Here is a 13,143-nt window from a genome sequence, read left to right on the forward strand (position 1 = left end):
CGGAGAAGCGCAGGAGGCCAGCGTTTGCAGGCCGGCCTCACCTAAATATGGATATCAGGCCCCTGCCCGTTTGCGGCGCTCGTAGAGCAAGACCAATGTTTCAGCCGTCAGCGCCGGCTTCTCCTCGCCTTCGATCTCGACCGTGTTGGCGGCCTTCATCAGATACTGGCCGGGCCCCCTGTCTTCCATGGACAGCAGCACCGTACGCAGCCTGATGCGCGCGCCGACCTTGACCGGCGCCAGGAAGCGCACCTTGTCGAAGCCGTAGTTGAACGCAGCCTGCGTATTCTCCGGCACGATGCCCATGCCGAGCGCCAGCGCGCCGATGATCGACAGCGTCAGGTAGCCATGCGCGATCGTGGTGCGAAATGGGCTTTGCCGCCGCGCCCGTTCCGGATCGACGTGGATCCATTGATGGTCGCCGGTGCATTCGGCGAACTGGTCGATACGGTCCTGGTCGACAGTGGTCCATTCCGAGACGCCGAGCTCCTGCCCGGACATCGTCCTCAACTGCTCGTAGGTCGGCGGCGTTTTAGGCCGTATTTCTGTCATTCCTGCTTTCCCGATCGCTTTCAGCGCCTCCGGACCACGAACTGACGGCCTCTGTCAATTCGCCCTGCACGAATCCGTTCCGCCGAATTCCAGCGGAATCGTGCCATGCCTTGCGATTCAATGGCAGGGTCGAATCCGGATTTTCGGGCCTCCCGGCCCTGCTGGTGCTTATTCCATGGCGTGGATGCAACTACGCGCAAGGTTGCGGAACTGCGAGCCGGTGTGCCCGGATGAAGGCGGAGCGACAGGCCTCGGGAGCCTATTTCTGCCCATAACCGGCGCGGATTTCCTCCATCGCCTCCTTGATGCGCGCGCGCAGGATATCGATCGATTCGGTGCCGGATTTCCGGGCCAATTCAGCCACTTCCCCAGCATTTTTCAGCGCGGCCTCGAAGGATTTCCTGGCGAACTCCGTCTGCTTGGCCATGATTTCCTGCGGATTGCCCGGCGCCCGGTAGCCCTGCGCCATGTCGGCAACGTCACGCAGCGTGTCCTGCAACATCTCGCGTTGCCTCGACAACAGCGAGGTCGCGCCCGTGGCGCCGGCTCGCGCCGATTTCTCCAAGGCTTCGAGGTTCTTGCGATGATGGGCAAGGATCGCCTCGACATCGACATTGGGCACCTTCAGGTCGCGGCCGAACCTGCCGAACATGTCCATGAAGGAATCGGATTCCGGTTGTTTGGCCATGATGTCTTCTCCCCTGTGCCGCGGATGCGGGTGCCTCGTCGGGAGCATAGCACTCGGCTGCCGCGTGTCCATTTCGAACACGGGCAGGCGACCGATGCGCATCAATTGACAGGGAGCAGCAGTTCGATCGTGTAGAGCGCGATACCCGCCAGCCCGCCGATGATCATGCCGTTGAAGCGGATGTATTGCAGGTCCCTGCCGATGTTCATCTCGATCAGCCGCGTCAGTTGGGCAAGGTCCCAGCGCTTGACCTGGTCGGCGATGAATTTCGACACGCCGCTCTTCTGGCTCTCGACGAAGGAGGCGAGCGCCACGACGAACCCTTGGTTCATGTCGGCCCGGATCTGCGCGTCGCCGGCGAGATGGCGCCCGACCTCGACGAATATGTTGGCGAGATGCGCGCGGATCATCGAATTCGGCGCCTTGGCGTCCTGCTCGATGAACAGGCTGAGGCTTGCCCACATGTCGCCGGCCAATCCCTTGACCTCCGGCCGGGCCAGAAAATCCCGCTTCATCTGCTCGGCGCGTTTGGCGTATTGCTTCGATGTTCTGAGTTTTTCGATGAAGCCTTGGGCGAAACGGTCGAATTCGGCGCGCATCGGATGGTCGGGATCGGCCCGCACCTCGTCGAGCAGGGAGCCGGCCGAGGCGACGATCTTCTTCAAGAGATAGGCGTCGGCCCGGAACAGGTTGAACAGCGACGGCAACTCCTCGCGGATTTTTTCGCGCATCGTCGCCAATGCCTGTTCGTCATTGAGGAACCGCCCGACCACCTTGGTGAATTCGTCGAACAGTTTCTGGTGGCGGCGGTCGTCGGTGAGCGCGGACAAGAGTTCGGCCGCGAGCGGCGCCAGCGGCACCTTTTCGATCTGCTCCAGCATGCGGCTGGTGACGAAGCCACGCAGGCCGGATTGTTCTACGGCAGCCAGCGTCTGCGGCACCAGCCGCACGACGAAGCGCGACAGCCCGGCCGCGCGTTCGCCGTCGGCCAGCCAGTCGGCGACCAGCGCCGAAAAATCGACCTCGGCAAGCTTTTCACGCACCGGTTCCGGGGCGAGGAAGTTCACCTCGATGAAGCGGCCGAGATTGTCGGCGATACGGTGCTGGTTCTCAGGAATGATGGCGGTATGCGGGATCGGCAACCCAAGCGGCCGCTTGAACAGCGCCACCACCGCGTACCAGTCGGCCAGACCGCCGATGGTCGCCGCCTCGGCGAAGGCCGCGACGAATCCCAGCCACGGATACGAGTGTTCGAACGATTTGGCCAACGCGAACACCAGCACGCAAAGCGCCAGCGCGGCCGTGGCGACGAACTTCGTCCGCCGCAAAGCGGAGAGCTTGGCGGCAGCGTCGGCATCGAAACGGACCGGCGCCAGGGACGAAGCCGATTGTGCCATGGATGAACTGCTCCTCATCGAACTCGCAGGGCGATCCCGAGCCTATCTAGTGTTGCGGCCGCCGAAATGCCCGTGACAGCCACATCGCCCCGCGTTTTGCCCGGCTCCGCACATAAAGTTGACGGGAATATTCATCTATAATGCCCGGCTAGTCTGGAATTATTCCAAGGTATAGGCCATATTCGGCCGAGGCCAGCGTGGCGAATCCCAAATTCCGGGTGAGAGCCGCGCCGGCAAGTTCTGGAATCTGGCGCGTTGCACCGCACCAGCGCTGAGTGAGGACGAAATGCGGCTTACACGCCAGACCAACTATGCCATGCGCATCCTGATGTATTGTGCCGCCAACAACGACCGGCTGAGCCGTATTCCGGAGATCGCGGCCGCCTATTCGGTGTCGGAACTGTTTCTGTTCAAGATCCTGCAGCCGCTGGTCGAGCATGGCCTTGTCGAGACCGTGCGTGGCCGCAATGGCGGCGTCAGGCTTGGCCGCGCGGCCGAAGCGATCAGCCTGTTCGACGTCGTTCGGGTGACGGAAGAAAGCTTCGCCATGGCCGAATGCTTCGAGAATGATGCCGCCGAATGCCCCTTGGTCGATAGCTGCGCGCTGAATTCGGCGCTGCGTGAAGCGCTGAACGCATTCTTCGCGGTGCTGGAGCGATACACGATCGCCGATATGGTGGCGGCGCGCCCGAACGTCCGCAGCCTGCTCGGCATCGACATGCTGGAGCGCCGCGCCCCGGCCGCCTGACCTGGCCAGGCCGGCCTTACCTGAAATATCAACCGACCGAGGATTGCGGCAGCACGAATGGCATGTTGCCGGTCGGCAGCACACCGACCCGGAGCCGGCAGTCGAAAACCTTCTCGATCAGATCATCGCTCAGCACATCCCGTGGCGAACCGGTCGCGGCCAGCCGGCCGCGATGCATGACGAAGATGCGGTCGGCGTACATGGCCGTCAGATTGAGGTCATGCAGGATGGCGACCACGCCGCCGCCCCGTCTGGCGAAATCGCGGGCGATGTTCATGATGATCAGCTGGTGCTTGATGTCGAGGCTGGAAACCGGCTCATCGAGGAACAAATAGCGCGGTCTGCCGTCGAGCACCGGCGCCCAGACCTGGCAGAGCACGCGTGCAAGCTGGACGCGCTGTTGCTCGCCACCTGAAAGCTCCTGGTAGAAGCGCCCGGCAAAGCCGTCGAGATCGACACGCGCCAGCGCCCGCTCCGGCAGCCGCAGATCCTCGCCGGGCAAGGCGCCCGAGCGGCCACCGACAAGGCCAAGCTTGACCACCTCGCGCACGGTGAACGGAAACGACAGCGTCGTCGCCTGTGGCAGCACCGCCCGCTGGACGGCGATCTCGACCGGCTTCATGGCCGAGAGATCGCAGCCGTTGAGAACGACGCGTCCGGTAAAGGCAAGTTCGCCCGACAGCGCCTTGAGGAAGGTCGTCTTGCCCGACCCATTGGGGCCGACGATCGCCGCCACCTCGCCTGGCCGTGCATCGAAATCGACACCGCCGACGATGCGCTTGCCGGCGATATCAACCGAAACATCCCTCGCCTCGATCATCCCAGCCTCACAAATCCAAAATCTACAAATCAATCACGCCGCGCTTGCGCAGCAGAACCCACAGGAAGAACGGCGCGCCTGCCACAGCGGTGACGATGCCGATCGGCAATTCGGCCGGCGCCACGATGGTGCGGGCGACAGCGTCGGCGAGCAGCAGCAGCGAGGCGCCGAGCAGTGCCGAAGCCGGCAGCAGGTAACGATTGTCCGGGCCTATCAGCAGGCGCAGCAGGTGCGGCACCACGATGCCGACGAAGCCGATGCCGCCGCTGACGGCGACCGACGCGCCGACCGCCGCCGAAACGCCGACGATGGCCGTGTATTTCAACCGCTGCACCGGGATGCCGAGATGGCCGGCGGTCGCCTCGCCCAGCGCCAGCGCGTTGAGGCCACGCGCCAGGAACGGCATCGCCGCCAATGCCAGCACGATGATCGGCCCGACGGAAGCGATCTTGCCCCAGGTCGCGCCACCGAGCGATCCGAGCGACCAAAAGGTCAGGTCGCGCAACTGGCGGTCGTCAGCCATGAAGATCAGGATGCCGGTCAGCGCCATGGCAAGGGCTGCCAGCGCGATGCCGGCCAAAAGCATGGTGGCGACCGAGGTTTGCCCGCGCCGCGTCGCAACCTGATAAAGCACCAGCGTCGTGGCAAGACCGCCGAAGAACGCCGCCAACGGCAGCGCAAGCGTGCCGAGCAAGGCCGTCACTGGAGCTAACATTGTCCCGCCGAGCACGATGATGGCCACCGCGCCGAGACTGGAGCCGGCCGAAACGCCGATCAGGCCGGGGTCGGCCAGCGGATTGCGAAACAGGCCCTGCATGGCAGCGCCGGATACCGCAAGCGCTGCACCGACCAGCATGCCGAGAATGACGCGCGGCAGGCGGATGTCGTAGACGATCAGGCTGTCGCGCGCGCTCAGCGCCGCATCGCCTGGAATGGCTCCAGACAACCAGTCCCTGATGACGTTGACGGCGGATGCGTCCGACGCGCCCGATGTCAGCGACAGGAACACGGCGGCCGAGAGCCCCGCGCACAGCAGCAGGATAACAATGCGGGCGCGACCCGAGCGGTCGCCTTCGGATGCATTCGCCATCACCTTCACCGGGCCGGCGATCGACTGATCGACCATGATGCTCAGTCCGTGACCTGCGCGCCATAGAATGAGACGGCGAGATCGTGGATGGCATCCGCCGTGCGCGGCCCGAAGCCGAGCAGGTAGCCGCCATCGATGCGGACCAGCTTGCGCGCGACACCCGCCGGCGTCGAGGCGATGGACGGATTGCCGAACAATTCGTCGTCCGACACCGGCGGCCCGGCATTGCTCATCATCAGGATCACGTCCGGCCTGGCCGTGATGATCGCTTCGTCGGACAGTTGCTTGTAGCCGGAGAAGCCCTCGATGGCATTGACCCCGCCAGCCAACCTGACCATGCCGTCGGCCGCAGTGTCGCTGCCGGCCGCCAGGATCTTGCCGCCCTGAATGGAGAGCACGAAGAGGACGCGCTTGCGCTCCTTGATCGAGGCCGTCTGCCTTTCGGCGGCCTTGAGCTTGGCATCGAGCTCCCTGGCCAGCACCTCGGCCTTGGCGTCGACGCCGAGTGCCTTGCCGACAATGAGGACCTTCTCGACAATGCCTTCGTGACTGTAATGCTCAGGCACTTCGATGAACGGAATGCTGGTCTTCTTCAGCACATCGACGGCTTCCCTGGGGCCGCTGCCCTGCAGCGCCAGGATGCCTGTCGGATTGACCGACAGCACGCCCTCGGGCGAGAGCGCGCGCATATAGCCGACATCGGGCAGGTCGAGCGCGGCCTTTGGATAGCGACTGGTGGAATCGCGGGCCACCAGACGTTTCTCCTCGCCGAGCGCATAGACGATTTCGGTGATCGAACCGCCTATGGCGGCGATCTTCGACGGATCGGAAAAGACGGAGACGCCTTCGGTGGCGCCGGCCGGCTGCAGCGCGGCAAAAGCAAGGGAGAGGCCGATCATCGGCGCAAGGATTGATCGGCGTACTGCCGGCAGGTTCATGGCCGGCCGATTCAGGGCCGGCATGTTCAGGAAAGAGCGCATCACACTTGTCCTCAGGCTGCCGTCGGGTTTGGAACGCGCGGCAGGTTCTCGGCCAGGAACCGCCAATCGTCGCGCTCGCTTTCGCCTTCGTGGCGCTTGCCGAAGAACTGGATGATCATGCTGCCGTCGGCCGCGTAGACCTCCAGCGACGTGACATGGCCGTCCTTGGTCGGCTTGCGTACCGCCCAGACTTCATGGATGTGGTCGGTCCGCAGGTGCAGGTGGAAGGTCTCGTCCAGCACGTTGAGCCACGGCCCCATCGGCTTGATCGACTTGACTGGCCCCGAATGGATCTGGATGCAGCCGCGGTTTCCGACGAAGCACATGATCGGCATCTCGCCTTGGGCGGCGTGATGGAACATGGCCTGGACCGCGTTATTGTCGAGCAGCCAGGCATAATCCTGGCCGACCATGCGCACCGCCTGGCGGCGGCTGAGCTTCAGCGTCTTCAGCATGCCGAAGAACTGGTGGACGTCCGTCAGCCGGCTCCAGCGGTCGCGCAGATCGTCGAGATTGGCGGTGGCCGCCGAGGCCTCGTTCTCTTCGGAGATTGGTCCTGAAATGTCGATCGTCGGATCCTGGTTCGATGATTCCAGGGAGGCAACCAGCTTCTGGTAGGCGTAGAGGCTGGAGGCTGGCCGCAAATGCACCTTGTGCACCGCCTCGCCCGCCGCGTCGAAGAACTGCAGGCTGCGGCGGATCTCGTCGCCATCGCGTTTCTCCACGGCAAAGCCGTGCGCCCAGACTTTCGGAAAGATGCGCAGATCGATATTCTCGCCGAGCACCATCGCATTGTGGTTACCGGTGACGACCTTGTCGTAGACGCCGATCTTTTCATGCACGGCGCTTCCGTTGCGGGTCAACGCCATCACCTCCCCGACGGCCTCGAGCCCGGTCAGAAGGTCGTTGACGCGCGGCTCGATGCGGACGAAGGCGTCGCCACAATGCGCAGCGACCAACTCGGCCTCCGAAATGCCGAGTTGGGCGGCCAGGTCACGCTCGCGCGTTTTCGGATTTTCCGTCCGTGCCCGCCGGATTTCATGCGGGGCGGGTTTTACGCGCTGGTCCATGTCTTACCCCTATTGCCTTGCCTTACTTGTTGAGAATGAGCTTGCCCTGGCGGGTGATCTTCAGCCTGTAGAGAGCACCATGGTGCTCGATGCCGATCTCGTGCTCGCCCTGGAAAAGGGTGTTGCTGGACAGGGTCCGCACCGCCAGCGGAACCCGGTCGAAACGGACTGCGGTGTCGTCGGAACGGCGGACGCGATGGCGAAAATCGTTGGGATTGTGCGTGTTCATCTGTGTCGATCCCTCTCCTGTGCCGGGCATCTGGCTGGGCGTTGCATAATTACCGATTCATTTCTTGACTAGAATAATCATGTTTATTAGTCAGTGCAATACCGGAGCAAACGAGTCAAGATTTAAGACGCCGGACACGATCAAAAATGCCAGCCAGCCCCGGGCGAGCCAGCATCGAACCTGGAATTTGGAGTTGGGGCATGGGGTTGATGAATTGGGAACGGCGCGGCCGGTCTGCGGCGAACGGTGCGGCGGCTTTGCTGACAAGCGTGGCGGCGATCGCCTTGTCGGCGCAGCTTGCCAACGCCCAGCAGGCAATGCAGCAGACGGATGAGACGAAGAAGGCCGACCAGGAAAAAGCGGGACAAGCGGGCGCGACGCTGCTCGACAAGGTGCTGGTCATCAGCCGCACCGGTGAAACGGCAATCGAATCGCTGGCCTCGGCCAGCCATGTCGACCAGGAGCAACTCGACCGTCGCATGGCGACGACGCCGAACGAGATGCTGCTCGGTGTTCCCGGTGTTGCGACACAGGCCGACGCCAGGCGCGTCAGCACCAGCATCAACATACGCGGCCTGCAGGATTTCGGCCGCGTCGCGGTCATCGTCGACGGCGCGCGGCAGGATTTCCAGCGTTCGGACCACGGCACCCAGTCGACCTTCTACATCGACCCGGAGCTCGTCAAATCCGTCGACGTGATCCGTGGTCCTGTCGCCAACACCTACGGCTCGGGCGCCATCGGCGGCGTCGTCTTCTTCGACACCAAGGATGCGGTGGACTTCCTCAAGCCGGAGGAAACATGGGGCGCTTCGGTGACCGGACGCTATGAGAACAATGGCAAGGGTTGGACCACCAGTGCCTCCGGCGCCTACCGTTTCAACGAGAACTGGGATGCGCTCGGCAATATCGTCTACCGCAACTACGACAACTACAAGGATGGCGGCGGCGATACCGTCAACGGCACCGGCTTCGACGTGCTGAGCGGCCTGCTCAAGACCACCATCCGTCCGACCGACAACAGTGAATTGAAGCTCGGCTGGGTCGGCACCAGCGACAGTTGGGACGAAACCAGCGGCGGCGTTCCGGTCAACGATGTCGACCTGAAGTCGAACACCTTCACGGCCCGCTACAACATCACGGATGAGGACAAGAGCTGGCTCGATCTCCACATCAACACCTCCTACAACAAGACCAATCTCGATCTGACCAGCCTCGTTGCGCAAAACCGCTTCGATCCGGTAACCGGCGTGCCCGTGGTTCTTCCGGCAGGATCGCAGTCGACATTTGACGTCGGCACGACCGGCATCGACATCTGGAACACGTCCCGGTTCGAAACGGGCGGTGTCGCTCATGAGCTGACCTATGGCGGCGACTGGGTCGGCGACAACGTCAAGACCGGCGGCGCTGCCGGCGGCGACAGCTTCTATACGCCTTCGGGCAAGCGCAACGTGTCCGGCGCCTATGTCCAGGACAAGCTCACCTGGGAGTGGCTCGAGGTGATTGGCGGCCTGCGCTACGACAGCTACAGCCTGAAGGACGATACCCACGACATTTCCGGCGACAGGGTATCGCCGCGCATCACCGTCGGTGTCTCGCCGTTTGAGTCCGCCGGGCTTGCAGGCCTTCAGTTCTATGGCACCTATGCGGAAGGCTATCGCTCGCCATCGATCACGGAGACGCTGATCAGCGGCAATCATCCGGCCGGCGTCAGCTTTCCTTTCCTGCCCAACCCCAATCTGCGGCCCGAGACAGGCAAGACCACCGAATTCGGCGTCAACTACAAGCAGAATGAAATCCTTGAGGCCGGCGACGCGTTCCGTCTCAAGGCGGCCTATTTCAACAACGACGTCGACGACTATATCGATGGCGTGACGCTATCGCCGTTCGACCCCACCAGCGGCTGCCCGTTTGGGCCGGGCATCCCGATCTGCTTCCAGTACCAGAATTTTGCCAAGGCGAAGATCAACGGCTTCGAACTGGAAAGCGTGTACGACGCGGCATGGGGTTATGCAGGTCTCTCTGCCTCGATCACCAACGGCCATACCATATCGTATGAAGGCGACCGGGCGGACCTCGCCACCATCCCCTCCTCGCAGGTCACGGCGCAGCTCGGACTGCGCTTCCTTGAGGACAAGCTGACCGTCGGTGGCGAAGTGCAATACAATGGCAAGCCGAAGGGCAATGCGGTGGCCGAGGACTATACGCTGGTCAATGCCTTCGCCAGCTACCAGGCCACCGACAATCTCAAAGTCGATTTCCGAGCCGACAATCTGTTCGATGTCAAATACGTCAACCCGTTGAACGGCAGCACGACAGTCGCCGTTTACGAGCCCGGCGTAACGTTGAAGCTGGCGGCAACCATGCGCTTTGGAGGCTGATGACCATGACGAGCTTGACGACATCCCTTCGTCTGCTGACCTCGATGCTGGCGGTGTCGCTTGCGATGGTTCCGGCGTGGGCTGAGGAGCCCGCGCCGGTCCCCGCGCTCACCCTCGAACTCAATGCCGCGCAACCTTCCGACAAGGGCTGCCGGCTGACCTTCCTTGTCAACAACAGTCTCGGCGCCGACCTCTCCAAGGCGGCGTTCGAGATCGCGCTGTTCAACGAGGCCGATGTCGTCGACCGGCTGACCGTGCTCGACTTCAAGGACCTGCCGGCCGGCAAGACCAAGGTGACGCGTTTCGATCTCGCCGGCACCGACTGCGCCAAGATCAGCCGCGTGCTGATCAACAGCGCCACCGAATGCACCGGCAACGGTGTCGAACCGAATGCCTGCATGCGCAAGCTGAAGACAGGCACCAAGACCGGCATCGCGTTCGGCGTCTGAGAACGGCGTTGGGACTGCATCCCGCATTCACGCGAAACACCGCGGCCTGGCCGCTGGCCGGCCATGACCAGCTACCGCCGTCAGCGAACGAACTTGATTTGACAATTTTGCTCGGGTCGCTGCAGGTCTCGTCGCGAGACATGCAGGACATCAGCCCGCTCCCCGACGCCAGCGCCGAGCTGGCTATAAAACCAATCGAACCGCTTGCGTTGGTGGGGCCGACCGCTGGCACCGGCAAGTGGGCGACGGCAATCGTCATCTCCGGCCTGCTCCATGCCGCCGTGGCTTTTCTGATTTCATCCTCGGGATCATTCGATTCCAGGGATTCGGTGCAGCCGGAAGGCAGCGATCAGGTCGGAGACAAGATAGCCGGCAGCGCACTGGACAAGGATCCGGCGGCAGTGAGCGTCAAGCTGGTGCCAAGCCCGCCGCCAGCCAAACCGGAACCCGCAAGGGCAGCTAGGCCGGTACCCCCGACAAAACCTTCGCAGCCTGAGCAAGAAACCGTGACGCATGCTCCCGAGCCTGTCCGGGACGCGGCGAAGCAGGCATCGGAGCCCTCGCCGGAACCGGCCAAACAGTCTGTGGCCACGCCGGACATACTGGTGGCGGCAACGCCGCGCCTTGATAACCAGAGCGTCGCCGCTGAGAATATGACCGCCAAGACCGAAACGCCGGTACAGCCGGGCGTCCAGGCCGAAACCGTCGAAATGCCTGTCGCCGTTCCAGACCAACCGCCAATCCCCAGCGCCAGGCCAACCCCGGCTGCCGCCCCTTCAACAACAGCGGACGAGAAGCGCGGCACGGCGGATGGCCGGGATGAGCTGGCACCGCCGGCCAGCAAGGGTAAAAAGCAGAAGGAAGCAGGCCGCGACGCGGAATTCAGCTATCGCAGTGACGTCGTCAGAAAGCTTAGCCGTGTCAACCGCAGCGTCCCGCCTTCGGTGCAACTGACCGCACGCAACAACGCCGTGGTGACGTTCGTCATCGGCAGCCGGGGCGGCATCGATGAACTGCGCATCCTGCAAAGTTCAGGATCTCCCAACTTCGATCAGACCGCCCTCGGCATCGTGCACAAGGCCGCGCCCTTTCCTCCAATTCCGCCGCAGGCCGCAAGCTCGAGTTTGGAGTTCGAGGCTGAAATCGGCCCATTTTGAATACGCCCGGAACGAACTGCCGCGGCGCCAACCATCAACGTCCGCATGAAAGGAACCCCATGTACATCGCCATGAACCGCTTCAAGGTGCAGGCCGGCTCGGAGGCCGATTTCGAAGCCGTCTGGAAGAACCGCGATTCCAGCCTTGCCGGGATGAAAGGCTTCCGCGAATTCCATCTGCTGCGCGGCCCGGTCAACGAGACCGAAGGCTACACGCTGTTCGCCTCGCACACGGTGTGGGCGAGCCACGACGATTTCGTCGCCTGGACCAAGTCCGAGAATTTCCGTGCCGCACACAGGAACGTCGGCACGACGAAGGTCCACTATCTCGGCCACCCGCAATTCGAGGGCTTTTCCGTCGTCGAGGGTGCCTGACGACGGAAACGTCGTGCAAGCCGCCTGAAGTCTCGTCCTGCTTACATCAGGGCGGCGAAGTGCCGCCGCTGCATTTTCGGCTGCGCCCCGGAAGAGGCGTAGGTCTCAGCGACCACGGCACCAACTTTCAGGCTTGGCCAAACAAGCGCCGCAGATGCCTGACGGCACGCTTGCGCCACCATCGCCAACGGTTTCTTGGGCTCAGAAAGGGCGCTATGCGTGGATCGTCAAACAGCTTGCCAAATCGCCTTAAATGATGGGCAAGCACTTCTGACACGAAACCCTTGCCGTTTATCGCGTCGAGGCGTTCGGCATTAGCCACAACATAGTCGAGAACATCGGCGCCCAAAGCGATTTGCTTGACCTTGTTCGCCGGCAACAGCTGCACATGTCCGCCCTCATATGCGCCGTTGGTGGAGATATTGGCACCGTGCAGACGATAGAGGCCTAGAGATTCCGACAACAGCAGGCTGCCGGCCACCATATGCGCACAAGTCGCCGCCAGATAGTCTGTCCCCGTCCTCACCTTGAATGGGAAAGGCAGCACCGGTTCCAGCACGCCACGCCGGAAAACCATCGATGATGTCGGTGCCCATATCCAGCCGGGGGTTTTGGGGCCCAGATAGGTAATTGGATATTCCGATGAATAGGCGATCTCCGGCGCCACCTCACCGATCCGATTGACGGACGGCACGGCAACGCCAATCGGGTTCTCCCCGGAACGTGGCTTGCGCAGCCCAAGGTAGGTGCCGCTCAGGGCGACACGGTCGCGATCAACCAGAAAAGCATCGGAACTGGACAGAGATGCCGGATGCATCGTGTTCAGATGAGCCGACAGATGCGCGACGAGAAAATTCGGTAGCCAGACATCGTCAGCATCGAGGAAAGCCACGAACGGCTGATCGCCGGCGGCAAAACCGTCACGGAACGCTGCGATCTGGCCGCCATTTTGCGGCCGCACCAGTAGACGCAGGCGTGGGTCGCCAATCGTTTCGAGAAGCTGGCGCACATGTTCGGCCGAACCATCCGTCGAGGCATCGTCAACGATGACGCAATCCCATTTCTGATAGGTCTGCGCCAATACCGAGCGGATCGCATCCCCGACATAGGCGCGATAATTGTGACAAGTGATGATGACGCCTACTCGAGGAAGCTCGAATAGCACGGTCGTGCTTGGCATGCGTGGCTTGCCCCGATGGACGCCCAGGTTT

14 protein-coding genes are annotated in these 13,143 nt (G+C 62.7%); 5 read left to right on the forward strand and 9 right to left on the reverse strand.

Annotated elements, in window-relative coordinates:
- Positions 1–54 precede the first annotated feature (54 nt).
- The 3 genes from FJ978_RS21765 to FJ978_RS21775 form a co-directional block, all read right to left on the reverse strand.
- The gene (locus FJ978_RS21765) at positions 55–552 is read right to left on the reverse strand and encodes a MaoC family dehydratase (RefSeq protein ID WP_140573867.1); all 498 of its coding nucleotides are present in this window, start codon (positions 550–552) and stop codon (positions 55–57) included.
- Positions 553–811: 259 nt separating this feature from the next.
- Complete coding sequence (locus FJ978_RS21770) at positions 812–1,240, reverse strand: phasin family protein (RefSeq protein ID WP_140573869.1); 429 nt, start codon at positions 1,238–1,240, stop codon at positions 812–814.
- Between the two features lie 101 nt (positions 1,241–1,341).
- Complete coding sequence (locus tag FJ978_RS21775) at positions 1,342–2,637, reverse strand: DUF445 domain-containing protein (RefSeq protein ID WP_140573871.1); 1,296 nt, start codon at positions 2,635–2,637, stop codon at positions 1,342–1,344.
- A 286-nt stretch (positions 2,638–2,923) separates the two neighbouring features.
- On the opposite strand from FJ978_RS21775, the gene rirA reads away from it, so the two are divergent.
- Positions 2,924–3,385: an iron-responsive transcriptional regulator RirA gene (gene rirA / locus FJ978_RS21780; RefSeq protein WP_013895047.1), complete on the forward strand. Its 462-nt coding sequence runs from the start codon at positions 2,924–2,926 to the stop codon at positions 3,383–3,385.
- Between the two features lie 28 nt (positions 3,386–3,413).
- Here rirA and FJ978_RS21785 read toward each other — a convergent pair whose 3' ends face one another.
- Genes FJ978_RS21785 through hemP form a run of 5 tightly spaced genes read right to left on the reverse strand, consistent with a single transcriptional unit; the run spans position 3,414 to position 7,574 of the window.
- Positions 3,414–4,205: a heme ABC transporter ATP-binding protein gene (locus FJ978_RS21785; protein WP_140573873.1), complete on the reverse strand. Its 792-nt coding sequence runs from the start codon at positions 4,203–4,205 to the stop codon at positions 3,414–3,416.
- Between the two features lie 22 nt (positions 4,206–4,227).
- On the reverse strand, positions 4,228–5,331 hold the full coding sequence (locus FJ978_RS21790; RefSeq protein ID WP_140573875.1) for an iron ABC transporter permease: 1,104 nt from the start codon (positions 5,329–5,331) through the stop codon (positions 4,228–4,230).
- Positions 5,332–5,336: 5 nt separating this feature from the next.
- A complete protein-coding gene (locus FJ978_RS21795; protein ID WP_246678177.1) occupies positions 5,337–6,275 on the reverse strand; it encodes a hemin ABC transporter substrate-binding protein in 939 nt (312 codons plus the stop codon).
- 11 nt (positions 6,276–6,286) lie between these two features.
- Positions 6,287–7,345: a hemin-degrading factor gene (locus FJ978_RS21800; protein WP_140573877.1), complete on the reverse strand. Its 1,059-nt coding sequence runs from the start codon at positions 7,343–7,345 to the stop codon at positions 6,287–6,289.
- Positions 7,346–7,367: 22 nt separating this feature from the next.
- The gene (gene hemP / locus FJ978_RS21805) at positions 7,368–7,574 is read right to left on the reverse strand and encodes a hemin uptake protein HemP (RefSeq protein ID WP_023780370.1); all 207 of its coding nucleotides are present in this window, start codon (positions 7,572–7,574) and stop codon (positions 7,368–7,370) included.
- Positions 7,575–7,774: 200 nt separating this feature from the next.
- On the opposite strand from hemP, the gene FJ978_RS21810 reads away from it, so the two are divergent.
- From FJ978_RS21810 to FJ978_RS21825, 4 genes are read left to right on the forward strand one after another with little or no spacing between them, the layout of a single operon-like run.
- A complete protein-coding gene (locus tag FJ978_RS21810) occupies positions 7,775–9,952 on the forward strand; it encodes a TonB-dependent hemoglobin/transferrin/lactoferrin family receptor (protein WP_140573879.1) in 2,178 nt (725 codons plus the stop codon).
- Positions 9,953–9,957: 5 nt separating this feature from the next.
- Positions 9,958–10,401, forward strand: a complete 444-nt coding sequence (locus FJ978_RS21815; protein ID WP_023780372.1) for a hypothetical protein — start codon at positions 9,958–9,960, stop codon at positions 10,399–10,401.
- A gap of 8 nt (positions 10,402–10,409) precedes the next feature.
- Complete coding sequence (locus FJ978_RS21820; RefSeq protein WP_246678178.1) at positions 10,410–11,558, forward strand: TonB family protein; 1,149 nt, start codon at positions 10,410–10,412, stop codon at positions 11,556–11,558.
- A 59-nt stretch (positions 11,559–11,617) separates the two neighbouring features.
- Positions 11,618–11,932 carry an antibiotic biosynthesis monooxygenase gene (locus FJ978_RS21825; RefSeq protein WP_013895038.1) on the forward strand — a complete coding sequence of 105 codons (315 nt, stop codon included), beginning with the start codon at positions 11,618–11,620 and terminating at the stop codon, positions 11,930–11,932.
- A gap of 127 nt (positions 11,933–12,059) precedes the next feature.
- On the opposite strand, the gene FJ978_RS21830 is transcribed toward FJ978_RS21825, so the two are convergent.
- Positions 12,060–13,112 (reverse strand): glycosyltransferase family 2 protein, encoded by a 1,053-nt coding sequence (locus tag FJ978_RS21830; protein WP_031250597.1) that lies wholly within the window; start codon positions 13,110–13,112, stop codon positions 12,060–12,062.
- Positions 13,113–13,143: the final 31 nt, after the last annotated feature.

It is taken from the genome of Mesorhizobium sp. B1-1-7 (assembly GCF_006442705.1).
GTDB classification, from domain to species: Bacteria; Pseudomonadota; Alphaproteobacteria; order Rhizobiales; family Rhizobiaceae; genus Mesorhizobium; species Mesorhizobium opportunistum.

Bases quoted from the DNA above. Each gene is read 5' to 3' on its own strand.
- FJ978_RS21815 (WP_023780372.1), top strand. From the start codon at position 9,958: ATGACGAGCTTGACGACATCCCTTCGTCTGCTGACCTCGATGCTGGCG.
- FJ978_RS21825 (WP_013895038.1), top strand. From the start codon at position 11,618: ATGTACATCGCCATGAACCGCTTCAAGGTGCAGGCCGGCTCGGAGGCC.
- hemP (WP_023780370.1), bottom strand. From the start codon at position 7,574: ATGAACACGCACAATCCCAACGATTTTCGCCATCGCGTCCGCCGTTCC.
- FJ978_RS21830 (WP_031250597.1), bottom strand. From the start codon at position 13,112: ATGCCAAGCACGACCGTGCTATTCGAGCTTCCTCGAGTAGGCGTCATC.
- FJ978_RS21800 (WP_140573877.1), bottom strand. From the start codon at position 7,345: ATGGACCAGCGCGTAAAACCCGCCCCGCATGAAATCCGGCGGGCACGG.
- FJ978_RS21775 (WP_140573871.1), bottom strand. From the start codon at position 2,637: ATGGCACAATCGGCTTCGTCCCTGGCGCCGGTCCGTTTCGATGCCGAC.
- FJ978_RS21795 (WP_246678177.1), bottom strand. From the start codon at position 6,275: ATGCGCTCTTTCCTGAACATGCCGGCCCTGAATCGGCCGGCCATGAAC.
- rirA (WP_013895047.1), top strand. From the start codon at position 2,924: ATGCGGCTTACACGCCAGACCAACTATGCCATGCGCATCCTGATGTAT.
- FJ978_RS21765 (WP_140573867.1), bottom strand. From the start codon at position 552: ATGACAGAAATACGGCCTAAAACGCCGCCGACCTACGAGCAGTTGAGG.
- FJ978_RS21770 (WP_140573869.1), bottom strand. From the start codon at position 1,240: ATGGCCAAACAACCGGAATCCGATTCCTTCATGGACATGTTCGGCAGG.
- FJ978_RS21790 (WP_140573875.1), bottom strand. From the start codon at position 5,331: ATGGTCGATCAGTCGATCGCCGGCCCGGTGAAGGTGATGGCGAATGCA.
- FJ978_RS21810 (WP_140573879.1), top strand. From the start codon at position 7,775: ATGGGGTTGATGAATTGGGAACGGCGCGGCCGGTCTGCGGCGAACGGT.
- FJ978_RS21785 (WP_140573873.1), bottom strand. From the start codon at position 4,205: ATGATCGAGGCGAGGGATGTTTCGGTTGATATCGCCGGCAAGCGCATC.